The following is a 24,587-nucleotide window of genomic DNA, read 5'->3' as shown; positions in this document are numbered from 1 at the left end:
GCCCCCTCCGGGATTCACGTCACATGGACGCGATGGCCATCGTCAAACTGACGTGAAGCGGTTATGATAGATAACGTCAGATAGACGAAAAGTAGAAAGGGTGCGTGCCGTGACCACCGCCCAGACCCCGGAGCTCGACGTGCAGCCGACTCCGCTCGCCCTGCTCCTGCTCGGCCGTGAGGCCGACCCGAAGAGCGAGCGGGGTGTCGAGTGTCCCGGCGATCTGCCCTCGCCGTCCGACCCCGCCCTGGTGGAGCGCGCCCGTGCCGCCAAGGAGAAGCTCGGCGACAAGGTGTTCGTGCTCGGTCACCACTACCAGCGCGACGAGGTGATCCAGTTCGCCGACGTCACGGGCGACTCCTTCAAGCTCGCCCGGGACGCGGCCGCGCGCCCGGAGGCCGAGTACATCGTCTTCTGCGGTGTGCACTTCATGGCCGAGTCGGCGGACATCCTCACCTCCGACGACCAGAAGGTCGTCCTGCCGGACCTCGCGGCCGGCTGCTCCATGGCCGACATGGCGACGGCGGAGCAGGTCGCGGAGTGCTGGGACGTGCTGACCGAGGCCGGGGTGGCCGAGCAGGTGGTCCCCGTCTCGTACATGAACTCCTCCGCCGACATCAAGGCCTTCACCGGCAAGCACGGCGGCACGATCTGCACCTCCTCCAACGCCAAGCGCGCGCTGGACTGGGCGTTCGAGCAGGGCGAGAAGGTGCTCTTCCTGCCGGACCAGCACCTCGGCCGCAACACCGCCGTCCGTGACATGGGGATGTCCCTGGACGACTGCGTGGTCTACAACCCGCACAAGCCCAACGGCGGGCTGACCGCGGACGAGCTGCGCGCCGCGAAGATGATCCTGTGGCGCGGCCACTGCTCGGTGCACGGCCGCTTCAGCCTCGACTCGGTGAACGACGTGCGCGCCCGCATCCCCGGCGTGAACGTCCTGGTCCACCCGGAGTGCAAGCACGAGGTCGTCGCCGCGGCGGACCACGTCGGCTCGACCGAGTACATCATCAAGGCCCTGGAGGCCGCCCCGGCCGGCTCCAAGTGGGCCATCGGCACGGAGCTGAACCTGGTCCGCCGCCTGGCGAACCGTTTCGCTCCGGAGGGCAAGGAGATCGTCTTCCTCGACCGCACGGTCTGCTTCTGCTCCACCATGAACCGCATCGACCTCCCCCACCTGGTGTGGACCCTGGAGTCCCTCGCGGAGGGCAACCTGGTCAACCACATCCAGGTCGACAAGGAGACCGAGGCGTTCGCCAAGCTGGCGCTGGAGCGGATGCTGGCGCTTCCGTAGCCGCCGGCGTCCCCGTACGACGATGCCCCGCACCCGGTTCCTCACCGGGTGCGGGGCGTCGCGCCGTCGCGGCTCCGTGCCGGGCCGGTGCTCAGACCCGGGCCAGGTCCGGCTCGGCCGCGGCCGTCCGCTGCCCCTTGGCCGCCTTCTTCCCGGCCCGGCGCTCCTTGCGGAGTTCCAGCATCGCGTAGAGCGTCGGGACCAGCAGCAGGGTCAGCAGAGTGGACGTGATCAGACCGCCGATCACCACGACCGCCAGCGGCTGGGCGATGAAGCCGCCCTCGCCGGTGACGCCCAGGGCCATCGGCAGCAGGGCGAAGACCGTGGCCAGGGCGGTCATCAGGATGGGGCGGAGCCGGTGCCGGCCGCCCTCGACCACGGCTTCGACGACGCCGTACCCCTGGGACCGGTACTGGTTGATCAGGTCGATCAGGACGATCGCGTTGGTGACCACGATGCCGATCAGCATCAGCATGCCGATCATCGCCGGAACGCCCATCGGGGTGCCGGTGAGGATCAGCAGACCGATGGCACCGGTGGCCGCGAACGGGATCGAGACCAGCAGGATCAGCGGCTGGACCAGCGAGCGGAAGGTCGCGACCAGCAGCATGAAGACGATCGCGATGGCCGCCAGCATGGCCAGGCCGAGGTTCTTGAACGCGTCGTTCTGGTCGGAGGTGACGCCGCCGATCCGGGCCGTGGCGCCCGCGGGGAGCTTCAGGGCCTTGATCTTCGACTGGAGCTCGGTGCTGACCGCGCCCGTGTTGTCACCGGTCGGCTTGGCCGTGATCGTGGCGGCGCGCTGACCGTCGATGCGGGTCAGCGAGACCGGGCCGTCCACCAGCTTCACCGTGGCGATGTCGCCGAGCCTCACCGGGCCGAGGCGCAGGTTCCTCAGCTGGGCCAGGGTGGTGGCCGGCTTGGCGGACCTGATGACAACGTCGCGCTCGGTGTCGTCCAGCGTCGCCTTCGCCGCCGTCGTACCGCGCACCGCCTGGGCCACCGCGGCGCCCAGCTTCTGGTTGTCGAAACCGGCCGCCGCCGCCTTGGCGCCGGCGGTCACCGAGATCCGGGGCACGCTGGTGGCGAGGTCGCTGGTGACGTCGGTGACGCCGTCCAGGCCGGCCACGGCGGAGCGGACCTGCTCGGCGGCCGTGCGCAGCGCCACCGGGTCGGCGGCCTTCACCACGACGCTGAGGTTCTGGCTGCCGAAGCCGCCGCCGGCGGACACCTGGGTCGTGCCGATGCCCTTGAGCTTCTCAAGACCGTCCGCCAGGTGCCGCTGCACCGCGTCGGAGGACTTCGAGTCCTTGAGCATGACCTGGTAGGACGCCTGGTTGGTGTCGGTGCCACCGCCGAAGGCCGCCATGAAGCCGGAGGAGCCCACGGTGACCTGGTAGTCCTTGACACCGTCGGTGGCGGCGAGCAGCTTCTCGACCTTCTTCGCCTGCGCGTCGGTCGCCGCCAGGCTGGTGCCGGGCTTCAGCTCCTGCTTGATCGTGAGGACCTCCTGCTCGCCCTGGTCGAAGAAGTTCGTCTTGAGCAGGCCGGACATCCCGAAGGTGACGACCAGGACGACGATCGCGATCAGCACGCTGGTGAGGCGGCGGCGGGTGGCGAACCGGAGCACGGGGACGTAGGCGCGCTGGAGGCGGCTGCCCGCCTCCTTCTCCTCGGCCCGGCGGCGGGCCTCCGCCGCGTCCTCGGGGGTGCCCTTGGGGGCGCGCAGGAACCAGTACGACAGGACGGGCACCACCGTCAGCGAGACCAGCAGCGAGGCCAGCAGGGCCGCCGTCACCGTGATGCTGAACGAGCCGAACAGGGCGCCCACCATGCCGCCGACCAGGCCGATCGGCAGGAACACCGCGACCGTGGTGAGGGTGGAGGAGGTGACCGCGCCGGCCACCTCGCGCACCGCCTCGACGATCGCCGCCCGGCGCTCCTCGCCGTAGCCGAGGTGCCGCTTGATGTTCTCCAGGACCACGATCGAGTCGTCCACGACCCGGCCGATGGCGATGGTCAGCGCGCCCAGCGTGAGCATGTTCAGGGACAGTCCGTCGACCCACAGCACGATCAGCGTGAGCACCACGGACAGCGGGATGGAGACGGCGGTGACCAGCGTCGAGCGCAGCGACCCGAGGAAGAGCAGGATGACCAGCACCGCGAAGAGCAGGCCGAGCGCGCCCTCGGTGGTCAGGCCCTTGATGGACTTGGAGACGGCCGGGCCCTGATCGCTGACGACCGTCAGCCGGGCGCCGGAGCCGAGCTGTTCGCGCAGGTCGGGCAGCTTGTCCTTGACCGCGTTGGAGATGGTGACCGCGCTGCCGTCGTGGTCCATGGTCACGTTGACGGCGAGGCTCGGCCGGCCGTCGGTGCGGGTGAGGGAGTCGGCCGGGGCCGGCTGCTCCTTGACGGTGGCCACGTCACCGAGGCGTACGGGCTTGCGGGCGCCCTCGCCGGTGAGGCCGAGGTCCCTGATCTGCTCCAGCGTGGTGAAGCCGGCGCCGACCTGGACGCTGCGGTTGGCGCCGTCCTCGTCGAAGGAGCCGGCCGGGACGCCGACGCCGCCCGCCTGGAGGGCCTGGGCGAGGGCGGCCGTGGTCAGGCCGTTCCTCGCCAGCCTGCCCTCGTCGGGGGTGACGGTGACCTGGAGGTCGCGGACGCCGGTGACCTGGACGCGGCCGACGCCGTCGATGTCCTTCAGGGCCGGTACGACCGTCTTGTCGAGCTGGTCGGCGAGGGCCTGCTGGTCCTTGTCGGAGGTGGCGGCGAGCACCACGGTCGGCATGTCGTCGGTGGAACCGGAGATCACCTGCGGGTCGACCTCGGACGGCAGCTGGTTGCGGGCCCGGTTCACGGCCTGCTGCACATCGCCGACGATCTGCTTGGTGTCGTTGCCGTAGTCGAAGGACGCCATGATCACGGCGTTGCCCTCGCCCGCGGTGGAGGTGACCGAGGTGACGCCGTCGACGCCCTGGAGGCTGTTCTCGATCGGCTCGACCACCTGCTTCTCGACCGCGTCGGGCGCGGCGCCCTGGTACGGCGCGATCACCGAGACCATGGGCAGGTCGATGGTGGGCAGCAGCTGCTGCTTGATCTGGGGTATCGCGATCAGCCCGAAGACCAGGGCGACGATCGACACGAGCCCTATGAGGGCCCGTTGGGCGAGGCTGAATCTGGACAGCCAGGACATGGGTCGGGTCTCTCTTCTGTGAGCGGCAGGGCGCTTCCGTTCACAAAGGACGCGCAGGAAGCGACGACGGGACGTACAGGAGCGTCCACGACACCACCCTGGTCCATCCGGGACGGCCGGACCGTAGGCCCCCGGTTCCATTTCCCCGGCGGGCCCCTACTCCGCGCGCAGTACACGCGGGTGGAGATCACTCCATCCGCGGACGGACCAGCCCCGACTCGTAGGCGATCACCACGAGCTGCGCCCGGTCGCGCGCGCCCAGCTTGGCCATGGCCCGGTTGACGTGCGTCTTCACGGTCAGCGGGCTGACCGCGAGGCGTTCGGCGATCTCGTCGTTGGAGTGCCCGCCCGCGACCTGCACGAGCACCTCGCGCTCACGGCCGGTGAGCGCGTCGAGCCGCTCGCAGCCGGCCGGGGCGCGGCCGTCGTCCCGGCCGCCCTGGGCGAGGAAGCGGGCGATCAGACCCTTCGTGGCGGGCGGGGACAGCAGGGCGTCGCCGGCCGCGGCGACCCGGATGGCGTTGAGCAGCTCCTCGGGCTCGCTGCCCTTGCCGAGGAAGCCGGAGGCGCCCGCGCGCAGCGACTGGACCACGTAGTCGTCCACCTCGAAGGTGGTCAGGATGACCACCCGGACCTGGGCCAGCTCGGGGTCCTCGCCGATCAGCCGGGTGGCGGCGAGGCCGTCGGTGCCGGGCATCCGGATGTCCATGAGGACGACGTCGGGGCGCCGCTCCCTGGCGAGCCGGACCGCCTGCGCGCCGTCGGACGCCTCCCCCACAACCTCCATGTCGGGCTCGGAGTCGACCAGCACCCGGAACGCGCTGCGCAGCAGTGCCTGGTCGTCGGCGAGCAGGACACGGATCGTCATACGGGCTCCCCCGGTGCCGTCGTACCGCCTTCGATGCGGTTGTCGGTGGTGCTGACGGGCAGGATCGCATGCACGCGGAAACCGCCGCCGTAGCGGGGTCCGGTGGTGAGGGTGCCGCCCAGGGCGCCGACGCGTTCGCGCATGCCGAGCAGTCCGTGGCCGCCGCCGGCCTCCGGGGCGGCGTTCCCGGGAGCGGTGTTCCCGGGAGCACTCTCGCCGGAACCGTCGTCCACCACGGTGACCTCGATGTGCGGTCCGACGCGGACGACGCTCACCTCGGCCCTGGCACCGGCGCCCGCGTGCTTGCGCACGTTGGTCAGCGCCTCCTGGACGATCCGGTAGGCGGCGAGGTCCACGGCCGCCGGCAGCCGGGTGCCCTGGTCCGCGCGGGCCACCTCCACCGGGAGCCCGGCGCTGCGGAAGGTGCCGGCCAGCTCCTCCAGCAGGCTCAGTCCGGGGGCGGGTTCGGTGGGGGCCTCCGGGTCGCCGGACTGGCGCAGCAGTCCGACGGTCGCCCGCAGTTCGCTGAGCGCGCTGCGGCTGGCCTCGCGGACGTGGGCGAGCGCCTCCTTGGCCTGGTCGGGACGCTTGTCCATGACGTGCGCGGCGACGCCGGCCTGCACATTGACCAGGGCGATGTGGTGGGCGACGACGTCGTGCAGGTCGCGGGCGATGCGCAGCCGCTCCTCGGCGACGCGGCGGCGGGCCTCCTCCTCGCGGGTGCGCTCCGCGCGCTCGGCGCGTTCCCGCATGGCCCGCACGACCGCTCGGCGGCTGCGGACCGCGTCGCCCGCGGTGGCGCCGATGCCGGTCCAGGCGAGCACGCCCAGGTTCTCCTGCGCGTACCAGGGCAGCGGGCCGAAGAGCATCGCGGCGGCGGTCAGCACGGTCATGGTGAGCAGGCCGACGCGGAAGGTGGTGGTGCGGTCGGTGGTCGAGGCGACGGTGTACAGGGCGATGACGGCGGACATCGCGACGGGGGCGCGGGGGTCGCCGGTGACGCACTCCACGACGGAGAGGGTGCAGGTGAGCGCCAGGACCGTGCGCGGGGCGCGGCGGCGCGGGACGAGGGCGGCGGCGGCGAGCAGCATCAGCAGGAGGCTGAGCGGAGCGGGGGTGCGGATGCCCCAGGTGACGCCGTCGGTGCCGTGCGGCAGCGCGAAGGAACCGGCGACCATGCACACGAGGACGCCCGCCGCCAGGCCCGCGTCCAGGGCGAGGGGGTGGGCCTTCAGCTCGCAGCGGGCGCGTTCCAGAGGGGTCACGTGAGGAACAGTACGGCGGGCGGGGGCCGTGCCGCGCAGGTGCAGGGTGCCCTCACCGCGGTCCGGGATCCGGGATCAGTCCGGGATCAGTCCGTTCTCGCCGAGCATCGTGCGGACCTCCTCCAGCGACGCGTCCGGCGCCGGGAGGATCAGGTCGGAGGGCTCCAGCTCGTCGGCGCCGAGCGGCGCCCCGAGCCGTCGCACGGCGTCGAGGAGGGTGGCGAGGGTACGGCGGAAGCCCTCCTCGTCGCCGCCCTCCATCTCGGCCAGCAGTTCGTCGTCCAGCTCGTTCAGCTCGGCGAAGTGGGAGTCGTCCAGCCTGACCTGGCCCTCCCCCATGATCCGTACGATCACGTCGGCCTCCTCGGCTCGTCCCGGCGCCGTCCTGCCGCTGGTCGGAGGACCTACTGCTTGTCGAAGCGCGGGGTGTCCTGCGGCTGCTGCTGGGCCTGGGACTGCCCCTGTCCGGTGCCGCCCTCGATGGCCTGCTGCTGGGTGCCTCCGGCCAGCTCGGCCTTCATGCGCTGAAGCTCCAGCTCTACATCACTACCACCGGAGAGCCGGTCCAGCTCGGCGGCGATGTCGTCCTTGGCCATGCCGGTCGGGTCGTCCAGGGCGCCGGAGGCGAGCAGTTCGTCGATGGCGCCGGCGCGGGCCTGGAGCTGCTGGGTCTTGTCCTCGGCGCGCTGGATCGCGAGGCCGACGTCGCCCATCTCCTCGGAGATGCCGGAGAAGGCCTCGCCGATCCGGGTCTGGGCCTGGGCGGCGGTGTAGGTGGCCTTGATGGTCTCCTTCTTGGTGCGGAAGGCGTCCACCTTGGCCTGGAGGCGCTGGGCCGCCAGGGTGAGCTTCTCCTCCTCGCCCTGGAGGGTGGCGTGCTGCGTCTCCAGGTCGGTCACCTGCTGCTGGAGCGCGGCACGCCGGGACAGCGCCTCGCGGGCCAGGTCCTCGCGGCCGAGCGCCAGCGCCTTGCGGCCCTGGTCCTCCAGCTTGCCGGACTGCTGCTGCAACTGGTTGAGCTGGAGTTCCAGGCGCTTGCGGCTGGTCGCCACGTCGGCGACGCCGCGGCGCACCTTCTGGAGCAGTTCGAGCTGCTTCTGGTACGAGTAATCGAGGGTTTCGCGCGGGTCCTCGGCCCGGTCAAGGGCCTTGTTCGCCTTCGCGCGGAAGATCATCCCCATACGCTTCATGACACCGCTCATGGGCTTCGCGCGCCCCCTTCTGACGGACTCCAGCTCACCGATCCTGCGACAAGACCCACAGTACGGGCCCTGCCTCCATTACCGCACTGTCCGGGGCGTGATGCGCTCATCCCCAAGAACGACTGCGGAGAGTGCCGCTCCGGCGCAGGGAGGAGACGACCCCCGAACCGGGCCCGGACCGGGCCCCGCCCGGCTGCTGCTCGCATCCACGGGAACGTCCCCTCTGCGTCGTACAGACGCTCGGTGTTGCGGGATCGTTCCCGTTCGGGCTGCGGTCCATGCCGCCGGAGCCCTTACCCTTGGTCTTTGTGTTCCGTAGCCGTGCCAAGGATGAGAAGCCCCAGGCCGACAAGCCGGTGAACTTCTCCAAGCAGCCCCGCGACCCGCAGGCCCCCAAGGGCAGGCCCACTCCCAAGCGCAGTGAGGCCCAGTCCCAGCGCCGCAGCGTCGCCCACACCCCGACGACCCGCAAGGACGCCGCCAAGCGTTCGCGCGAGGAGCGCCGGCAGGCGCTGGAGAGGCAGCGCCAGGCGCTGGCCAGCGGCGACGAGCGCTATCTGCCGGCCCGGGACAAGGGGCCCGTGCGCAGGTTCGCCCGTGACTGGGTGGACTCCCGGTTCAACGTGGCCGAGTTCTTCCTGCCGCTCGCCATCGTGATCCTCGTGCTCAGCGTCGTGCGGGTGCCCGCGCTGCAGAACATCGCGCTGCTGCTGTGGGCCGTGGTGATCGTCCTGATCGTGCTGGACGCGGCGGTCAGCGGCTTCCGGCTGAAGAAGCGGCTCAAGGAGCGCTTCCCCGACGGCAACACCCGTGGCGCGGTGGCGTACGCCCTGATGCGCTCCCTCCAGATGCGCCGGCTCCGGCTGCCGAAGCCGCAGGTCAAGCGCGGAGAGCGGCCCTGAGCGCAGACGCTTTCACCTCGGGCGCGGCCCACTCCTGGCTGGACAAGGTGGGCGGGCTGCGCGATGTCGTGCGCCAGGAACTGGTGGCGCGGCAGCTCGACGAGCAGATAGCCGGGCGGTTCCCGGTCGGGCGGCGGCTGCGGGTGCTCGACGTGGGGATCGGCCAGGGCACGCAGGCCCTGCGGCTGGCCCGGCTCGGCCATCAGGTGACCGGCGTCGAGCAGGACCCGGTGATGATCGCCGCCGCGCGCGAGGCGCTGGACCGGGAGCCGGAGGGCATACGGGAGCGGGTCCGGCTGGTGCAGGGCGACGGCCGGGACACCGGGGTGCACTTCCTGCCGGGCAGCTTCGACCTGGTGCTCTGCCACGGTGTGCTGATGTACGTCGAGGAGCCCGACCCGCTGGTGGCCGGCCTGGCCCGGATGCTGGCGCCCGGCGGGCTGCTCTCGCTGCTGGTGCGCAACGGCGACGGGCTCGCCATGCGGCCCGGCCTGACGGGCGACTGGGCGGGTGCCCTGGCCGCCTTCGACACCACCGCCTACACCAATCGCCTGGGCCTGGACGTGCGGGCGGACCGGCTGGCCGAGCTGACCGCCACCCTCGCCGGTATCGCCGCCCCGCTGCACGCCTGGTACGGCGTCCGGGTCTTCACGGACACGGCGGCGGACGACGCGGCCCTGCCGGCCGATCTGGAGACGCTGCTCGCGGTCGAGGAGCGGGCCGGCCGCACGGACCCCTACCGGGGGGTCGCGGCACTGCTGCATCTGTGCGGAGTACGGGGCTGAGCCCGTTCGGGGCAACACGGCGGGCCCGCTGATCACCGCGCGGCCAGACTCGGGGCATGGACGCTTCCCGTACTCCTGTCCTGCGCCGGATGATCGTGGTTCTGCTGCTGGTGTGCTGCACGGCGCTCACCGGCTGCGAGGGCCCGGCCGCGCCGGGCGCGCGGCACGACGCGGCGACGGGGAGTCCGGCGGCCGTGCCGATGGCGGCGGGCGATCTGCAGAGCGCGTACCAGCGGGTCATCCGGCAGGTGCTGCCGTCGGTCGTGCAGATCGAGGCGAGCCGTGACCTCGGTTCCGGGATCGTGTACGACGACCGGGGGCACATCGTCACCAACGCGCACGTGGTCGGCGACGAGAAGACCTTCCGGGTGACGACGGCGGGCAGCGAGGAGCCGCTGACGGCGACCCTCGTGTACTCCTACCCCCAGCAGGACCTGGCGGTGATCAAGCTGGACCGGGTGCCGGACGGGCTGCGGCCCGCGGTGTTCGGCGACAGCGAGAAGGTGGAGGTCGGCCAGATCGTGCTGGCCATGGGGTCGCCGCTCGGGCTGTCGTCCAGCGTGACCCAGGGGATCGTCTCGGCGACCGGGCGGACGGTGAGCGAGGGCAGCGGCGGCGGGGGCACCGGCGCCACCATCGCCAACATGGTGCAGACATCGGCGGCCATCAATCCGGGCAACAGCGGCGGCGCCCTGGTCAACCTGGACGGGCAGGTCATCGGCATCCCGACGCTCGCCGCCGCCGACCCCGGCCTCGGCAGCGCGGCGGCCGGGATCGGTTTCGCCATCCCGGCGTCGATGGCCCGCACCATCGCCGGGCAGATCGTGCGCGAGGGCCGGGTGGTGGACTCGGGGCGGGCCGCGCTCGGCATCACCGGGCGGACCGTGGTGGACGACCGGCTCCAGCCGGCCGGGGTGGCCGTCGTCACCGTGCAGAGCGGCGGTCCCGCGGACCGGGCCGGGCTGCGGGTCGGCGACATCATCACCCGGGTCGGCGACCGGTCCGTCACCACCATCACCTCCCTCCAGGAGGCTCTGGCCGCGGGCCGGCCCGGCGGGCGCACGCCGGTGACCTACCTGCGGGACGGGACGCGGCGGACGGCACAGGTGACGCTGGGCGAGCAGTGAGGAGGGGTGCGGCGCCGGAGCACGGCTCCGGGGGCGCGCCCCTCCTCACCGCGGGTCAGGCGGCGTCGGCGTGCAGGCTCATCGGGCCGTAGACCTCGGTGCCGTCCTCGAACAGCCGCACCTGGTCCGCGCCGCCCTCCAGCAGCGCCTTCCAGTGCTCCCCCACCCAGGACTCGGCGTCCCCCTGGGTGCCGAACTCCTCGGGCTGGACCGCGGGCTGGACCTCCGTCCCGTCGGCCTTCTCGAACCGCCACGTCCATGCCGTCATGTGGGCCTCCTTGTGCTGCGACGCGTGCTGGAAGAGTAGACGGAAGCGCAATACCCGATCGGACAGGCGAAAATCGTTCCGTGGAAGTGACTCTGCTCGGTACCGGAGCCCCCGCCGGACTGCCCCGCCCCGACTGTCCGTGTGCCGCCTGCGCGACGGCGCTGGGGCCGGACGCGCGGGCGGCCACCGCGCTGCTGGTGGACGGCGCGCTGCTGCTCGACCTCACGCCGGGCGCGGCCTTCGCGGCGGCTCGGGCCGGGCACTCGCTGGCCGGTGTGCGCCAGGTGCTCCTGTCCCATCCGCACGACGGGCCCCCGGTGGAGGTGCCAGCCGGGCTGCCGCAGCCGGGGCGGGTGCCGGACGGGCGGGAGCTGGCGCTGCTGACGGGGCACCGGGTGCGGGCGGTGGCGATGGACGCGGGCGGCACCGGGTACGCGGTGACCGGTCCGGACGGGCAGCGGCTGCTGTACCTGCCGCCCGGCGGGGCGCCGGCGGGCCTGGAGACGGGGACGGCGGAGTCGTACCACCTGGTCCTCGCGGACGTGGTGGGCCGCCCGGACGCGCTGGCCCGGCTGCGCGCGGTGGGCTCCGCGGGGCCGACCACGGACGTCGTCGCGGTCCACCTGGACCACGACGTGCCGCCGGGGGCGGAGTTGCGGCGGCGGCTGGCCGCGGCGGGGGCGCGCGCCGTGCCCGACGGTACGACGCTGGTGGTCGGGGCGTACGAGGAGGTGCCGGACGTGCCACGGCGGACGCTGGTGCTCGGCGGGGCGCGCTCGGGCAAGTCGGTGGAGGCCGAGCGGCGGCTGGAGTCCTTCCCGGACGTGCTGTACGTGGCGACCGGCGGCACCCGGGGCGGGGACACCGAGTGGGCGGCGCGGGTGGCCGCGCACCGGGAGCGGCGGCCGGGGTCGTGGCGTACGGCGGAGACGACGGACCTGGAGCCGGTGCTCCGCGAGGACGGACCGCCGGTGCTGATCGACTGTCTGTCGCTGTGGCTGACCGATGTCATGGACGAGGTCGGGGCGTGGGACGACGCGGAGTGGGCGGGCGGGGGCGAGAAGGCGCTGCGGGAGCGGGTGCGCTCGCTCACGGAGGCGGTCCGCCGCACCCGCCGTACCGTGGTCGCGGTGTCGAACGAGGTCGGCTCGGGGATCGTGCCGGCGACGGCGTCGGGCCGCCGCTACCGCGACGAACTGGGCCGGCTGAACGCGGCGTTCGGCGCGGAGTGCGAGCAGGTGCTGCTGGTGGTCGCCGGACAGGCGTTGGTGCTGCGCGGGTAGGGGACGGCACCGCCGGGCACGGGTCTCAAACCGCCGAAGGGCAGCCGCCAGGTGGGCGGCAGGACCGTGCACGAGGGGGTGCCCGCGGCGATCCGGGCCCAGCCGCGGTGCAGGACGACGTGGCCGCCGGGGCGCAGGACGGCGAGGGCGGCCCGCAGTTCGGCGTCGGGGGCGTCGGACGGGGGGCGCAGGATGGTGACGACGTCGTAGCGGGAGCGCAGGCGGTCCGTCAGTCCCGGGGTCGTGAGCCGGCCGCGGTACGCCTCCTCGATCCGGTCCGCCGCCAGGGCCCGCTCCAGGCCGTCCGTCGGGTCCAGCCCGTCGAAGCTGGTGTAGGGGAAGTGCCTCCTCGCCGCCTCGGGGAAGCGGCCGTCGCCGGTGTCCACGTCCAGCCAGCTCTCCGGCTCCGGCAGCGAGGACAGGGCGCGGGCGGTGAGCCGGTGCCGGAGCTGTTCCGTGCGGCGTTGGTGGAAGGTCGGCATGGACGGCGACTCCCTGTGCGACATTTCGCGGCAAAACGGAACGTATGGGATGCCGATCCAGGACGCAATGACATCGTGCCGATGTGGCGCCGGGACCTTCGCCCCCGGGCGGTACTGTTCGGCGAATGAGCAGGATTGATCTGGACGACTTCACCGATCTGATCGAGCGCCCGGACGGGGGCGTGCGCCGCGACGCCGAGGCCCGGCGGGAGCGCCAGATCGTGCCGGCCGGGGCGCTGGGGCGCCTGGACGAGCTGGGCGAGTGGCTCTCCGCCGCGCAGAACGCCGTACCGGTACGGCCCGTCGAGCGGCCCCGGCTGATCCTCTTCGCGGGTGACCACGGCATCGCCGCGCTGGACGTCTCGGCGCGGCCCGCGGGCGGCGCCGAGCGGCTGGTGCGGGACGTACTGGAGGGCGCGAGCCCCGCCGCGGTGCTCGCGCGCCGGCTCGGGGTGCCGGTACGGGTCGTGGACATGGCCCTGGACTGCGCCCCGGACGCCTTCCCCGAGGAGGTCACCCGGCACCGGGTGCGGCGCGGCAGCGGCCGTATCGACATCGAGGACGCGCTCACCCTGGACGAGGCGGAGGCCGCGGTGCGGGCGGGCATGGCCGTGGCCGACGAGGAGGCGGACTCCGGCACGGACCTGGTGGTGCTCGGCGACGTCAGCGTGGGCGGGACCACGGCGGCCGCGGTGCTGGTCGCGGCGCTGTGCGGGACCGACGCGTCCGTGGTGACCGGGCGGGGCGGGCACGCGATCGACGACCTGACGTGGATGCGCAAGTGCGCGGCGATCCGGGACGCGCTGCGCCGGGCGCGTCCGGTGCTCGGGGACCAGTTGCAGCTGCTGGCGGCGGTGGGCGGGGCGGACCTCGCGGCGATGACCGGGTTCCTGCTCCAGTGCGCGGTGCGGAAGCTGCCGGTGATCCTGGACGGGGTGGTGACCACCGCGTGCGCGCTGGTCGCGCAGCGGGTCGCCTTCCGGGCGCCGGACTGGTGGCTGGCCGGGCACGACAGCGGGGAGCCGGGGCAGGCGAAGGCCCTGGACCGGATGGCGCTGGAGCCGCTGCTGGCGCAGGGCGTGAAGACCGGCGAGGGCCTGGGCGCGCTGCTGGCCCTGCCGCTGGTCCAGGCCGCGGCGGCGCTGGCCGCGGAGCTGCCGGAGAAGCCGGACGACGAGCGGGAGGCCGACGGCGGGAAGGAGGCCGGCGGCGAGGAGGAGCCGGAGGCCGGCGGGCGGCCGGAGGGGTCCGCGGAGTAGGGCGCGCCACCCCCGCCCAACTGGCCGGTTTTACAAGCGGTTCACCGGATAAGTCCGGTTCGCCGCGGCAGCCCCCATAAGATCCTTGGCTATGGGAGATGCCCGAATTGCCGTGTCGCAGCGCGTGGAGGCGGGGGGTTCGGTCGAGGAGGAGCGGCGGGGCGGCGGGGCCTCCCGGCGGGCCGCCGCCTTCGCCGTCTGGTACCTGCGCACCGTCGCCTTCGTCAACTTCCTCACCGCGGTGTGGGTCTCGCTCTACCAGGACGTGCGCCGGCACAACCAGGACGACCTCTTCACGCCGTACCTGCTGACCGCCGGTTTCGCCTCCGGGGTGTTCACCACGTTCCTGGCGATCACGATGCGGCGCCGCAAGCGCGCCGCGTGGATCCTCAACCTGGTGCTCAGCGGCGCCTTCCTCGCGCTGTTCGCGTTCGCCATGGCGTTCCCGGAGATCCACCGGTACGCGCAGAACTGGGTCTCGCTGGTGCTGACGGCCGCGTTCGTCGGGGCGCTGCTCGTGGGGCGGCGGGAGTTCTACGCCAAGGGCGACCGCGCCAACCCCCGGCTCGCGGCCACGGTCGCCGTCTGCGGCGGGGCGGCCGCCTCCCTGCTGGCCGGGCTGCTGGTGACGGTCACCAACGAGGCGCCGGACGCGGCCCGTTCGACCTTCTTCGAGCGCTGGCACTTCGGCGCCCTGCGGCTGGTCTCGGTCTCCGCCGACGAGCACCACTTCCCCGGCATCGCCCCGCCGAACTGGGCCAATGTCGCGATCAACGTGCTCAGTACGGCTCTGGTGCTCGCCGTCTTCTACGCCGCCTTCCGCTCCCGGCGGGCCGTGGACCCGCTCACCGCGGACGACGAGAAACGGCTGCGGGCGCTGCTGGAGCGGCACGGCGAGCGGGACTCGCTGGGCTACTTCGCGCTGCGCCGGGAGAAGAGCGTGGTGTGGTCGCCGACCGGCAAGGCGGCCGTCGCCTACCGGGTCGTCGGCGGGGTGAGCCTCGCCTCCGGGGACCCTCTGGGCGATCCGGAGGCCTGGCCCGGGGCGATCGTGCCGTGGCTCGCGAAGACGCGGGCGCACGGCTGGATCCCGGCGGTGATGGGGGCGAGCGCGGAGGCGGGCACCGTGTACGCCCGGCACGGCCTGGACGCGCTGGAACTCGGGGACGAGGCGATCGTGGAGGTCGCCGACTTCACCTTGGAGGGGCGGGCGATGCGCACCGTGCGGCAGGCCTACAACCGGGTGAAGCGCGCGGGGTACGAGGTGCGCGTCCGGCGCCACGAGGACATCCCGGCGCACGAGATGGCGCTGCTCGTCGAGCGCGCGGACGACTGGCGGGACGGCGCGACCGAGCGCGGGTTCAGCATGGCGCTCGGCCGGCTCGGGGACCCCGAGGACGGGCGCTGCGTGATGCTGGAGTGCACGGACGCGCGGGGCCGGCCGCGGGCGCTGCTGTCGTTCGTGCCCTGGGGACCGAACGGGCTGTCGCTGGACCTGATGCGGCGCGACCGGGACGCCGAGAACGGGCTGATGGAGTTCATGGTCATCGAACTGCTGCGGCGCGCCCCGGAGATCGGGATCACACAGGTCTCGCTGAACTTCGCGATGTTCCGCTCGGTCTTCGAACGGGGGGCGCGCCTGGGTGCCGGACCGGTGCTCAGGCTGTGGCGGTCGCTGCTCAGCTTCTTCTCCCGCTGGTGGCAGATCGAGTCGCTGTACCGCGCCAACGCCAAGTACCGGCCCATCTGGGAGCCGCGGTTCCTGCTCTTCGAGAAGAGCGCGGACCTGCCGCGCATCGGCCTCGCCTCGGCCCGCGCGGAGGGCTTCCTGGAGGCGCCGGGGCTGCCCAAGTGGCTGCACCGCAGGCAGCTGGGCGGCCGTCGATGACCGTACCGGGGTAGGGAAGACCGCATGGGATCGTTCGCCCGCTGGGCCCGCGCCGAGTGGGGACCGCTGTACGGCACCGTACGCGGGCCCCTGCCGGGGCATCGCCCGCGGGCGATGCCGGTGACCGCCGCGGCGGTGTCGCTGACGGCGCTGCTCCAGTTCGTGCAGAACCGGCCGTGGGGGTTCCGGCTGGTGCAGGACCTCGGCGCGGTGCGGGCCGAGGACCCGCTGTGGCTGGGGCTGCTGCGCACCCCGCTGTCGCTGTTCGTGCCCGCCCTCGACCTGCCGGTGTGGGGCGCGCTGGCGCAGATCCTGCTGGTGTTCGGGATCGCCGAGCTGTGCCTGGGCTGGTGGCGGACGCTGGTCATCGCCTACCTCGCCACGCTCGCCGGGACCCTGTACGCGCGCGTCGGCATCGCGCTGGGCGCGCATGCCCCGTTCGGGCTGCCGTGGACGGACGCGCAGGTGGTGGACACCGGCCCGTCGGCGGCCGTGGTGGGCCTCGCGGTGTTCGTGGCCTGGCGCCACGGCGCCTATCACACGGCGGGCGCGGTGACCGTGGCGATGGTCGCCGAGGTGCTGCTGAAGGAGAACCTGGCCGGCAAGGAGCACCTGGCCGCCCTGATGGCCGTGGGCTCGCTGTGCCTGGTGGTGGCGGCCCGCCGCGCCTTGCCCGGGGCCGGCCTGCTGCGGCGGCAGCCCCCGCCCGGCCGGCCCCGCGCCGACGCCGGGCCGCCGCCGGTCGGGTCCTGAGGGGCGCGGGTACGACGGCGGTCCGCCACACGAGGACACCACCCTCAGCGGCGCTCCCCGGGCGGCCGGGGCGTCTTCGGGTCGGGGCGGCCGCCGATCCAGTCCTGGAGGGCGCGGCTGGGACCGGACCAGCGGCGGTCGTGGCGGTAGGCGCGCAGGGTGGCACGGGCACGGGCGCGGGGGCGGCGGCCGTAGCAGCGGCGGGCCCACGGGGAGTACGGGCGGGCCAGCCGGACCGCGCCGAACAGCGCGACCAGCGGGACGATCGCGCCGAACACCGCGAGCCGGGCCTTGCCCTTGCTCAGGGCGATCAGCGAGAGCACGAAGTTGGCGCAGATGTTGGCGAGGACGGTGCCCCGGTCGGCGAGTTCCCGCGCGGTGAGGTCGTTGACGCCGAACGGCGCGAACCCGGCGAGCAGCAGGGCCACGAGGGCCGCGGTGAGCACCACCGCCTCGACGCTCTTGCGGCCCTCCTCGGTCCAGTACACGTCGTCCAGGTGCAGGATCAGCGCGAACTCGTCCAGGACCAGCCCCGCGCCGACACCGAACACCACGGCGGCGATCGCCTCGCCCGCGCCGTGCCGGTCGCCGGCGAACGCGCCGAAGCCGCCCACGACGACGAGCACCACCCCGAAGACGGCGTGGTGGATGTGCAGGCCGCCCGCGCTGACGTTGCGGAACGGTCCCCTGCCCGCCCGGATCAGACGGGTGATCACCCGGGTGACGGCGAAGGTCAGGACGAAGGCGGCGAGGGCGAGCAGCAGCGGGAGCTTGCCCGGTTCGACGATGTTCCGCACCCACCAGTGCCCCATGTGCGCACTTTATCCCCGGTGCCTCGCCCCGGGGCGCCCGCGAGCGCCGGGTAACCTGCGCCGATGCGCACGTCCTCCCCGTTCGACGGTCTCCGTTTCGCCTTCGGCACCCTGACCGTGCTCCCCGTGCGGGTGCACCGCTGGGACCGCGGGGCGGCACGCGGGGGCATGCTCGCCGCCGCCGCCGTCGGCCTGGTCGTGGGCGCCCTCGCGGCGGCCCTGGGACTCGTCCTGCTGTTCCTCGGCGCGGGCCCGCTGCTCGCCGCCGTCGGCTCGGTCGCCGTCCCCGCCGCGCTGACCCGGGGCCTGCACCTGGACGGGCTCGCCGACACCGCCGACGGGCTGGGCAGCGGCAAGCCCGCCGCGGACGCGCTGCGCATCATGAAGCAGTCGGACATCGGCCCGTTCGGCGTACTCACCCTGGTCCTGGTGCTGCTCGCCCAAGTCGCCGTGCTGGCACAGCTGTTCGGCGACTCGTGGGCGCGGGGCGCGGCGGCCGCGGTGACCTCCGCGGTGGCCGCCCGGCTCGCGCTCACCCTGGCCGCCCGCACCGGGGTGCCGGCCGCCCGGCCGGAGGGACTCGGCGCGGCGGTCGCCGGGGTGGTGCCGGTGCCGGGCGCGCTGGCGCTCACGGCGCTGTGCACGGCCGCCGCGGCCGGCTGGGGGGCCGCCCTCGGCCCGCACGGCGGCTGGCGTGCCGCGGCCGCCGTGCTGCTCGCGCTCGCCGCCGCCGAACTCCTGCTGCGCCGCTGCGTACGGCGCTTCGGCGGGCTCACCGGAGACGTGTTCGGCGCCCTCGCGGAGACGGCCGCGACGACGGCACTGGTGGTGCTGGCCTTCGCGCCCTGACCGCTCGGCGACGCCATCGGCCGGACATCCGAAACACCCTCAGGCGTGAGCAATCGGGCGCACACGCGTAACCTCGTGCCGGGTGTTCGCCGACAGGGTGAAGACCCCGGATGCCACGTGTCCCCAGGCCTGGACCTAGGGTCGGCTCTCGGGCCCGGTCGACCCACACCATTTCGGCCACAGCAACTTCACATCGGAAGCGAGAACTCACCACCGTGACTGCTCTGACTCTCAGCACCGCCGCGGCGCCCGGCCTGCGGGCCGACGCGATCGTGATCGGTGTCGCCAAGGGCGCCAAGGGACCCGTCGTCGCGCCGGGCGCCGAAGCCGTGGACCAGGCGTACGACGGCAAGCTGGCCGGCGTCCTGGAGACCCTGGGCGCCTCGGGTGCCGAGGGCGAGCTGACGAAGCTGCCCGCCCCGGCGGGCTTCAAGGCCCCGCTCCTGGTGGCGGTGGGCCTGGGCGCGGAGCCGGACGCCGAGGACGACGAGCCCGGCTTCGACGCCGAGACCCTGCGCAGGGCCGCCGGTACGGCCGCCCGTGCGCTCGCCGGCCGCAAGAAGGCCGCGTTCGCGCTGCCCGTCGACGGCCCCGGCGCCATCGAGGCGATCGGCGAGGGCGTGCTCCTCGGCGCGTACTCCTTCGACGCGTACAAGGAGAACGGCGGGGCCAAGGGCGCCCGCGCCAAGAACGGCAAGGCCCCGCTGGCCGAGGCCGCGCTGCTCGGCGGCAAGCCGCGCGACGCCGCCCACAAGGGTGCCGTCGCCCGCGCCGTCGCGGTCTCCGAGGAGCTGAACCGCGCCCGCGACCTGGTCAACACCCCGCCGAACGACCTCAACCCGCAGGCGTTCGCCCAGATCGTGCAGGCCGCGGCCAAGGAGCACGGCCTGAAGGTGCAGGTGCTCGACGAGAAGGCGCTGACCAAGGGCGGCTACGGCGGCATCCTCGGCGTCGGCGGCGGCTCCGCGTCGGCTCCGCGCCTGGTCAAGGTGGCGTACACGCACCCGAACGCGGAGCGGCACCTCGCCTTCGTCGGCAAGGGCATCACCTACGACTCGGGCGGCATCTCCCTGAAGCCCGCCGGTCACAACGAGACGATGAAGTGCGACATGGCCGGCGCAGCCGCCGTCTTCGCCGCCGTCGTCGCCGCGGCCCGGCTCGGCCTGGAGGCCAATGTCACCGGCTGGCTGGCGCTGGCCGAGAACATGCCGTCCGGCTCGGCGGTGCGCCCCGGTGACGTGCTGCGCATGTACAGCGGCAAGACGGTGGAGGTGCTCAACACCGACGCCGAGGGCCGGCTGGTGCTCGCGGACGCGCTGTGGGCGGCCTCCCTGGAGGAGCCGGACGCGATCGTGGACGTCGCCACGCTGACCGGCGCGATGATGGTGGCGCTGGGCACCCGGACGCTGGGTGTCATGGCCAACGACGACGCGTTCCGCACCACCGTGTACGAGGCCGCCGAGGAGGTCGGCGAGCCGGCGTGGCCGATGCCGATGCCGGAGCACCTGGCCAAGGGCCTGGAGTCCCAGGTCGCCGACATGACCAACGTCGGCGAGCGGTGGGGCGGCGGACTGCTCGCCGGTGTCTTCCTGCGCGAGTTCGTGGGCGAGGGCATCGCCTGGGCGCACCTCGACATCGCCGGCCCGGCGTTCAACGAGGGCGGCCCCTTCGGGTACACGCCGAAGGGCGGCACGGGCACGGCGGTGCGCACCCTGGTCCGCCTCGCGGAGCTGACGGCCGAGGGTGACCTGGGCTGACGCCAGCCCACCGGCCCGTCGCACGGTTCGCGGCCCCGGCCGAAGGGGCGCGGGAGACCGCTCACGCGGTCGCCCGCGCCCCTTTTCCGTCCGCTTTCCGTGCGCGTTCCGTCCGCGCGTTCCCGTACGTTTCCCGGGAACGTGGGACGTCTCACACACCGGCCCGGCGACTCGTACACCTCCAACAAGTGCAAAGATGGAGCCCGGCAGGACAGGGCCCCCACCGAAGGGCCGAAGCATCAAGCGGCCGGACACCAGCCGCCCGCCGGTCATCGGAGATCGGCGCAAGGCGCACATGCATGGAGGACGTGACGTGGCGAACGACGCCAGCACCGTTTTCGACCTAGTGATCCTCGGCGGTGGTAGCGGTGGTTACGCCGCGGCCCTGCGCGGGGCGCAGCTGGGCCTGGACGTCGCCCTGATCGAGAAGGACAAGGTCGGCGGCACCTGCCTGCACCGGGGTTGCATCCCCACCAAGGCCCTGCTGCACGCGGGCGAGATCGCCGACCAGGCCCGCGAGAGCGAGCAGTTCGGCGTCAAGGCCACCCTCGACGGCATCGACGTCCCGGCCGTCCACAAGTACAAGGACGGCGTGGTCGCCGGCCTCTACAAGGGTCTGCAGGGTCTGATCGCGTCCCGCAAGGTGACGTACATCGAGGGCGAGGGCCGGCTGTCCTCCCCGACCTCCGTCGACGTGAACGGCCAGCGCATCCAGGGCCGCCACGTCCTGCTGGCGACCGGCTCGGTGCCGAAGTCGCTGCCGGGCCTGGAGATCGACGGCAACCGGATCATCTCCTCCGACCACGCCCTCGTCCTGGACCGCGTGCCGAAGTCCGCGATCATCCTGGGCGGCGGTGTCATCGGCGTCGAGTTCGCCTCCGTGTGGAAGTCCTTCGGTGCCGACGTCACCGTCATCGAGGGCCTGAAGCACCTCGTCCCGGTCGAGGACGAGAACAGCTCCAAGCTTCTTGAGCGCGCGTTCCGCAAGCGCGGCATCAAGTTCAACCTCGGCACCTTCTTCCAGAAGGCCGAGTACACGCAGGACGGCGTCAAGGTCACCCTGGCCGACGGCAAGGAGTTCGAGGCCGAGGTCCTCCTCGTCGCCGTCGGCCGCGGCCCGGTCTCCCAGGGCCTCGGCTACGAGGAGCAGGGTGTCGCCATGGACCGGGGCTACGTCCTGGTCGACGAGTACATGCGGACCAACGTTCCGACCATCTCCGCCGTCGGTGACCTCGTCCCGACCCTCCAGCTCGCGCACGTCGGCTTCGCCGAGGGCATCCTGGTGGCGGAGCGTCTGGCCGGTCTGAAGGTCGTTCCGATCGACTACGACGGTGTCCCGCGGGTGACGTACTGCCACCCGGAGGTCGCCTCCGTCGGCATCACCGAGGCCAAGGCCAAGGAGATCTACGGCGCGGACAAGGTCGTCGCTCTGAAGTACAACCTGGCGGGCAACGGCAAGAGCAAGATCCTCAACACCGCGGGCGAGATCAAGCTCGTCCAGGTGAAGGACGGTGCCGTGGTCGGCGTCCACATGGTCGGCGACCGCATGGGCGAGCAGGTCGGCGAAGCCCAGCTGATCTACAACTGGGAGGCGCTGCCGGCCGAGGTCGCCCAGCTCATCCACGCCCACCCGACGCAGAACGAGGCGCTCGGCGAGGCCCACCTGGCCCTGGCCGGCAAGCCGCTGCACTCCCACGACTGACCCTTGGTCAACGGGCGCGACGACACAGACTTCCGCAATTCGTAAGGAGCAACCGAAACCATGGCGGTTTCCGTAACCCTTCCGGCGCTCGGTGAGAGCGTCACCGAGGGCACTGTCACCCGCTGGCTGAAGGCCGAGGGCGAGCGCGTCGAGGCCGACGAGCCGCTGCTCGAGGTCTCGACCGACAAGGTCGACACCGAGATCCCCTCCCCTGCCTCCGGCGTGCTGGCCTCCATCAAGGTCGCCGAGGACGAGACGATCGAGGTCGGCGCCGAGCTGGCCGTGATCGACGACGGCAGCGGTGCCCCCGCCGCCGCCCCGGCCCCGGCCGCCGCCGAGGCCCCGGCCGCCGAGGCTCCGGCCCCGGCCGCCGCTCCGGTGGCGGAGGCCCCGGCCCCCGCCCCGGCCGCCGAGGCCCCGGCCGCCCCCGCCGCTCCGGCCGGTGGCGCCGAGGGCACGGACGTGGTCCTGCCCGCGCTCGGTGAGTCCGTCACCGAGGGCACCGTCACCCGCTGGCTGAAGTCGGTGGGCGACTCCGTCGAGGCCGACGAGCCGCTGCTCGAGGTCTCCACGGACAAGGTCGACACCGAGATCCCGGCGCCCGCCTCCGGCGTGCTGCTGGAGATCGTGGTCGGCGAGGACGAGACCGCCGAGGTCGGCGCCAAGCTCGCCGTCATCGGCGCCCCGGGTGCCGCCCCGGCCGCCGCTCCGGCTCCGGCCGCCCCGGCCCCGGCCCCGGCCGCCGAGCCCGCCCCGGCTCCGGCCCCCGCCGCCCCGGCGGCTCCGGCCGCTCCGGCTCCGGCTCCGGCCGCCCCCGCGGCTCCGGCCCCGGCCCCCGCCGCCCCGGCGCAGCCCGCCGCCCCGGCCCCGGCTCCCGCCCCGGCCCCGGTCACCCCGGCGACCGCGCCGACCTCCCCGACCGCCACCCAGGCGACCGACGAGGGCGCGTACGTGACCCCGCTGGTACGCAAGCTCGCCGCCGAGAACGGCGTCGACCTGGCCACCGTCAAGGGCACCGGCGTCGGCGGCCGCATCCGCAAGCAGGACGTCATCGCCGCCGCCGAGGCCGCGAAGGCCCCCGCCGCCGCTCCGGCCCCGGCCGCCGCGGCCGCCCCGGCCGCCAAGAAGGCCCCGGCGCTGGAGGTCTCCCCGCTGCGCGGCCAGACCGTCAAGATGACCCGCATCCGCAAGGTCATCGGCGACAACATGGTCAAGGCGCTGCACGAGCAGGCCCAGCTGTCGTCGGTCGTCGAGGTCGACGTCACCCGCCTGATGAAGCTGCGCGCCCAGGCGAAGGACTCGTTCGCGGCCCGCGAGGGCGTCAAGCTCTCCCCGATGCCGTTCTTCGTGAAGGCCGCCGCCCAGGCGCTGAAGGCCCACCCGGTCATCAACGCCCGGATCAACGAGGCCGAGGGCACGATCACCTACTTCGACACCGAGAACGTCGGTATCGCGGTGGACTCCGAGAAGGGCCTGATGACCCCGGTCATCAAGCACGCCGGCGACCTCAACATCGCGGGCATCGCCAAGGCCACGGCGGAGCTGGCGGGCAAGGTCCGCGCCAACAAGATCACCCCGGACGAGCTGTCCGGCGCGACCTTCACCATCTCCAACACCGGTTCGCGCGGCGCGCTGTTCGACACGATCATCGTGCCCCCGAACCAGGTCGCGATCCTCGGCATCGGTGCCACGGTCAAGCGTCCGGCCGTCATCGAGACCGAGGAGGGCACGGTCATCGGCGTCCGCGACATGACGTACCTGACCCTCTCCTACGACCACCGCCTGGTCGACGGCGCCGACGCGGCCCGTTACCTGACGGCCGTCAAGGCGATCCTGGAGGCCGGCGAGTTCGAGGTCGAGCTCGGCCTGTAATCACCGGTCACCGCGCACACGCCGGTGCCCCCGTCCGGACCTTCCGGGCGGGGGCACCGGCGTTTTCCGTGGCTGGGAGCGTATGCGCCGTTTGCGCCCCCGCACCCCGTGTAAGCCTTGTCTCACCTGCGCAAAAGCACCCCCGCGCGCCCTACCCGCGCAGCGAAGCCGCCGTATTGTCTAAATGTCTGCCCCCGGGAGGAGCCCTCATGACCGCGCCCGTAGTCCACTCGCTGCGCGAACAGATCCGCGAGCACATCGTGGAGGGAATCGTCAGCGGGCGCTGGCAGCCGGGCGAGCGGATCGTGGAACGGCGGATCGCCACCGAGCTGGAGGTCAGCCAGACCCCGGTGCGGGAGGCGCTGCGCGAGCTGGAGTCGCTGCGGCTGATCGAGTCCGCGCCGAACAAGGGCGTGCGGGTGCGCAATCTGAGCGCGGCCGACCTGGAGGAGAGTTACCCGGTCAGGGCCGGTCTGGAGGCCATCGCGGCGGAGCTGGCCGCGGACCGCCTCGCCCGGGACTGCTCGGCCCTGGAGCCCCATGTGCTGGCCCTGTACGAGGCCGACAGCGCGGCCGACGGCACCGCCCAGGTCCGGCACACCGTGGCCTTCCACCGCGAACTGGTGCGCGCCGCCGACAACTCGGTGCTGCTGCACACCTGGGAGGGGCTCGGCATCGAGGTCTTCACGGCGCTGTCGATCCGCTGGCTGGGCACGGTGCAGCAGTCGTACGCCGAGGAGCACGACGAACTGGTGCAGGCCTTCAAGCGCCGGGATCCGCGGATCGCGGAGCTGGTGAAGGCGCACGTCCTGGGGTGCGCCCCGCGCGCCTGAGGCACCCCGGCGCACCGGCGGGCATACCGGGACGGCCGCTCCGCGTACCCGAGCGCGGCCCCACTCACCTGCGAATTCCCTGATCAAAACCGGCACCGGGTGCCCTCTTCCAAGGCACCGGGTGCCGACTTTCTTGAAATCGAGAGATTTTCTCTCTCCACCCTTTGATCGATCATCGATCAGGGAGTTACAG

21 protein-coding genes are annotated in these 24,587 nt (G+C 73.1%); 13 read left to right on the top strand and 8 right to left on the bottom strand.

Annotation, left to right across the window (positions count from 1 at the left end; translation table 11 throughout):
* Positions 1-109: 109 nt before the first annotated feature.
* Positions 110-1,294, top strand: coding sequence for a quinolinate synthase NadA (nadA, locus tag HZZ00_RS07215; protein ID WP_180331425.1), 1,185 nt, complete (start codon positions 110-112; stop codon positions 1,292-1,294).
* A gap of 91 nt (positions 1,295-1,385) precedes the next feature.
* Here nadA and HZZ00_RS07210 read toward each other — a convergent pair whose 3' ends face one another.
* The 5 genes from HZZ00_RS07210 to HZZ00_RS07190 all read right to left on the bottom strand — a co-directional run bounded on the left by HZZ00_RS07210 (position 1,386) and on the right by HZZ00_RS07190 (position 7,822).
* The gene (locus tag HZZ00_RS07210; protein ID WP_180331424.1) at positions 1,386-4,487 is read right to left on the bottom strand and encodes an efflux RND transporter permease subunit; all 3,102 of its coding nucleotides are present in this window, start codon (positions 4,485-4,487) and stop codon (positions 1,386-1,388) included.
* A gap of 187 nt (positions 4,488-4,674) precedes the next feature.
* Positions 4,675-5,355, bottom strand: coding sequence for a response regulator transcription factor (locus tag HZZ00_RS07205; protein ID WP_180331423.1), 681 nt, complete (start codon positions 5,353-5,355; stop codon positions 4,675-4,677).
* On the bottom strand, positions 5,352-6,620 hold the full coding sequence (locus HZZ00_RS07200) for a sensor histidine kinase (RefSeq protein ID WP_180331422.1): 1,269 nt from the start codon (positions 6,618-6,620) through the stop codon (positions 5,352-5,354). The genes HZZ00_RS07205 and HZZ00_RS07200 overlap by 4 nt, the downstream gene beginning before the upstream one ends.
* 75 nt (positions 6,621-6,695) lie before the next feature.
* Positions 6,696-6,974, bottom strand: coding sequence for a hypothetical protein (locus HZZ00_RS07195; RefSeq protein ID WP_070028655.1), 279 nt, complete (start codon positions 6,972-6,974; stop codon positions 6,696-6,698).
* A gap of 50 nt (positions 6,975-7,024) precedes the next feature.
* Positions 7,025-7,822 (bottom strand): PspA/IM30 family protein, encoded by a 798-nt coding sequence (locus HZZ00_RS07190; protein ID WP_180331421.1) that lies wholly within the window; start codon positions 7,820-7,822, stop codon positions 7,025-7,027.
* A gap of 278 nt (positions 7,823-8,100) precedes the next feature.
* Here HZZ00_RS07190 and HZZ00_RS07185 point away from each other — a divergent pair, with 278 nt between their 5' ends.
* From HZZ00_RS07185 to HZZ00_RS07175, 3 genes are all read left to right on the top strand, one after another.
* Positions 8,101-8,724, top strand: coding sequence for a DUF3043 domain-containing protein (locus HZZ00_RS07185; RefSeq protein ID WP_180331420.1), 624 nt, complete (start codon positions 8,101-8,103; stop codon positions 8,722-8,724).
* A gap of 83 nt (positions 8,725-8,807) precedes the next feature.
* The gene (locus HZZ00_RS07180; protein ID WP_180333418.1) at positions 8,808-9,509 is read left to right on the top strand and encodes a bifunctional 2-polyprenyl-6-hydroxyphenol methylase/3-demethylubiquinol 3-O-methyltransferase UbiG; all 702 of its coding nucleotides are present in this window, start codon (positions 8,808-8,810) and stop codon (positions 9,507-9,509) included.
* A gap of 56 nt (positions 9,510-9,565) precedes the next feature.
* Positions 9,566-10,636 carry a S1C family serine protease gene (locus HZZ00_RS07175; protein ID WP_180331419.1) on the top strand — a complete coding sequence of 357 codons (1,071 nt, stop codon included), beginning with the start codon at positions 9,566-9,568 and terminating at the stop codon, positions 10,634-10,636.
* Between the two features lie 55 nt (positions 10,637-10,691).
* On the opposite strand, the gene HZZ00_RS07170 is transcribed toward HZZ00_RS07175, so the two are convergent.
* Positions 10,692-10,904 carry a hypothetical protein gene (locus HZZ00_RS07170; protein ID WP_070028659.1) on the bottom strand — a complete coding sequence of 71 codons (213 nt, stop codon included), beginning with the start codon at positions 10,902-10,904 and terminating at the stop codon, positions 10,692-10,694.
* 80 nt (positions 10,905-10,984) lie between these two features.
* Between HZZ00_RS07170 and HZZ00_RS07165 the strand changes: the two genes are divergently transcribed.
* On the top strand, positions 10,985-12,187 hold the full coding sequence (locus HZZ00_RS07165; protein ID WP_180331418.1) for a bifunctional adenosylcobinamide kinase/adenosylcobinamide-phosphate guanylyltransferase: 1,203 nt from the start codon (positions 10,985-10,987) through the stop codon (positions 12,185-12,187).
* Here HZZ00_RS07165 and HZZ00_RS07160 read toward each other — a convergent pair.
* Positions 12,088-12,669, bottom strand: coding sequence for a class I SAM-dependent methyltransferase (locus HZZ00_RS07160; RefSeq protein ID WP_180331417.1), 582 nt, complete (start codon positions 12,667-12,669; stop codon positions 12,088-12,090). The two genes, HZZ00_RS07165 and HZZ00_RS07160, sit on opposite strands and share 100 nt — an antisense overlap.
* A 125-nt stretch (positions 12,670-12,794) precedes the next feature.
* On the opposite strand from HZZ00_RS07160, the gene cobT reads away from it, so the two are divergent.
* The 3 genes from cobT to HZZ00_RS07145 all read left to right on the top strand — a co-directional run bounded on the left by cobT (position 12,795) and on the right by HZZ00_RS07145 (position 16,569).
* A complete protein-coding gene (gene cobT / locus HZZ00_RS07155) occupies positions 12,795-13,928 on the top strand; it encodes a nicotinate-nucleotide--dimethylbenzimidazole phosphoribosyltransferase (RefSeq protein ID WP_180331416.1) in 1,134 nt (377 codons plus the stop codon).
* Positions 13,929-14,019: 91 nt separating this feature from the next.
* A complete protein-coding gene (locus HZZ00_RS07150) occupies positions 14,020-15,816 on the top strand; it encodes a phosphatidylglycerol lysyltransferase domain-containing protein (protein WP_257585705.1) in 1,797 nt (598 codons plus the stop codon).
* 24 nt (positions 15,817-15,840) lie between these two features.
* Positions 15,841-16,569 carry a hypothetical protein gene (locus tag HZZ00_RS07145; RefSeq protein ID WP_257585703.1) on the top strand — a complete coding sequence of 243 codons (729 nt, stop codon included), beginning with the start codon at positions 15,841-15,843 and terminating at the stop codon, positions 16,567-16,569.
* Between the two features lie 44 nt (positions 16,570-16,613).
* Here the strand turns inward: HZZ00_RS07145 and HZZ00_RS07140 are convergent, their stop codons facing one another.
* The gene (locus tag HZZ00_RS07140) at positions 16,614-17,381 is read right to left on the bottom strand and encodes a hypothetical protein (protein WP_180331415.1); all 768 of its coding nucleotides are present in this window, start codon (positions 17,379-17,381) and stop codon (positions 16,614-16,616) included.
* Between the two features lie 63 nt (positions 17,382-17,444).
* Here HZZ00_RS07140 and HZZ00_RS07135 point away from each other — a divergent pair, with 63 nt between their 5' ends.
* From HZZ00_RS07135 to HZZ00_RS07115, 5 genes are all read left to right on the top strand, one after another.
* Entirely contained in the window at positions 17,445-18,230 is a 786-nt protein-coding gene (locus tag HZZ00_RS07135; protein ID WP_074992100.1) for an adenosylcobinamide-GDP ribazoletransferase, read from the top strand.
* 215 nt (positions 18,231-18,445) lie between these two features.
* Complete coding sequence (locus HZZ00_RS07130) at positions 18,446-19,987, top strand: leucyl aminopeptidase (protein ID WP_180331414.1); 1,542 nt, start codon at positions 18,446-18,448, stop codon at positions 19,985-19,987.
* Between the two features lie 313 nt (positions 19,988-20,300).
* Entirely contained in the window at positions 20,301-21,689 is a 1,389-nt protein-coding gene (gene lpdA / locus HZZ00_RS07125) for a dihydrolipoyl dehydrogenase (RefSeq protein ID WP_180331413.1), read from the top strand.
* Between the two features lie 60 nt (positions 21,690-21,749).
* The gene (gene sucB / locus HZZ00_RS07120; protein WP_180331412.1) at positions 21,750-23,561 is read left to right on the top strand and encodes a 2-oxoglutarate dehydrogenase, E2 component, dihydrolipoamide succinyltransferase; all 1,812 of its coding nucleotides are present in this window, start codon (positions 21,750-21,752) and stop codon (positions 23,559-23,561) included.
* A gap of 209 nt (positions 23,562-23,770) precedes the next feature.
* Complete coding sequence (locus HZZ00_RS07115; RefSeq protein WP_180331411.1) at positions 23,771-24,394, top strand: GntR family transcriptional regulator; 624 nt, start codon at positions 23,771-23,773, stop codon at positions 24,392-24,394.
* The last annotated feature ends 193 nt before the right edge of the window (positions 24,395-24,587 follow it).

Origin of the sequence: Streptomyces sp. NEAU-sy36, assembly GCF_013423905.1 — a bacterium.
Taxonomy (GTDB): domain Bacteria; phylum Actinomycetota; class Actinomycetes; order Streptomycetales; family Streptomycetaceae; genus Streptomyces; species Streptomyces misionensis.
This window is presented reverse-complemented; position numbering and strand designations above follow the sequence as displayed.

Bases quoted from the DNA above. Each gene is read 5' to 3' on its own strand.
- HZZ00_RS07185 (WP_180331420.1), top strand. From the start codon at position 8,101: ATGCCGCCGGAGCCCTTACCCTTGGTCTTTGTGTTCCGTAGCCGTGCC.
- HZZ00_RS07175 (WP_180331419.1), top strand. From the start codon at position 9,566: ATGGACGCTTCCCGTACTCCTGTCCTGCGCCGGATGATCGTGGTTCTG.
- sucB (WP_180331412.1), top strand. From the start codon at position 21,750: ATGGCGGTTTCCGTAACCCTTCCGGCGCTCGGTGAGAGCGTCACCGAG.
- HZZ00_RS07140 (WP_180331415.1), bottom strand. From the start codon at position 17,381: ATGGGGCACTGGTGGGTGCGGAACATCGTCGAACCGGGCAAGCTCCCG.
- HZZ00_RS07150 (WP_257585705.1), top strand. From the start codon at position 14,020: ATGGGAGATGCCCGAATTGCCGTGTCGCAGCGCGTGGAGGCGGGGGGT.
- HZZ00_RS07115 (WP_180331411.1), top strand. From the start codon at position 23,771: ATGACCGCGCCCGTAGTCCACTCGCTGCGCGAACAGATCCGCGAGCAC.
- HZZ00_RS07145 (WP_257585703.1), top strand. From the start codon at position 15,841: ATGGGATCGTTCGCCCGCTGGGCCCGCGCCGAGTGGGGACCGCTGTAC.
- HZZ00_RS07190 (WP_180331421.1), bottom strand. From the start codon at position 7,822: ATGAGCGGTGTCATGAAGCGTATGGGGATGATCTTCCGCGCGAAGGCG.
- HZZ00_RS07170 (WP_070028659.1), bottom strand. From the start codon at position 10,904: ATGACGGCATGGACGTGGCGGTTCGAGAAGGCCGACGGGACGGAGGTC.
- HZZ00_RS07160 (WP_180331417.1), bottom strand. From the start codon at position 12,669: ATGCCGACCTTCCACCAACGCCGCACGGAACAGCTCCGGCACCGGCTC.
- HZZ00_RS07205 (WP_180331423.1), bottom strand. From the start codon at position 5,355: ATGACGATCCGTGTCCTGCTCGCCGACGACCAGGCACTGCTGCGCAGC.
- HZZ00_RS07135 (WP_074992100.1), top strand. From the start codon at position 17,445: ATGCGCACGTCCTCCCCGTTCGACGGTCTCCGTTTCGCCTTCGGCACC.
- HZZ00_RS07210 (WP_180331424.1), bottom strand. From the start codon at position 4,487: ATGTCCTGGCTGTCCAGATTCAGCCTCGCCCAACGGGCCCTCATAGGG.
- cobT (WP_180331416.1), top strand. From the start codon at position 12,795: ATGAGCAGGATTGATCTGGACGACTTCACCGATCTGATCGAGCGCCCG.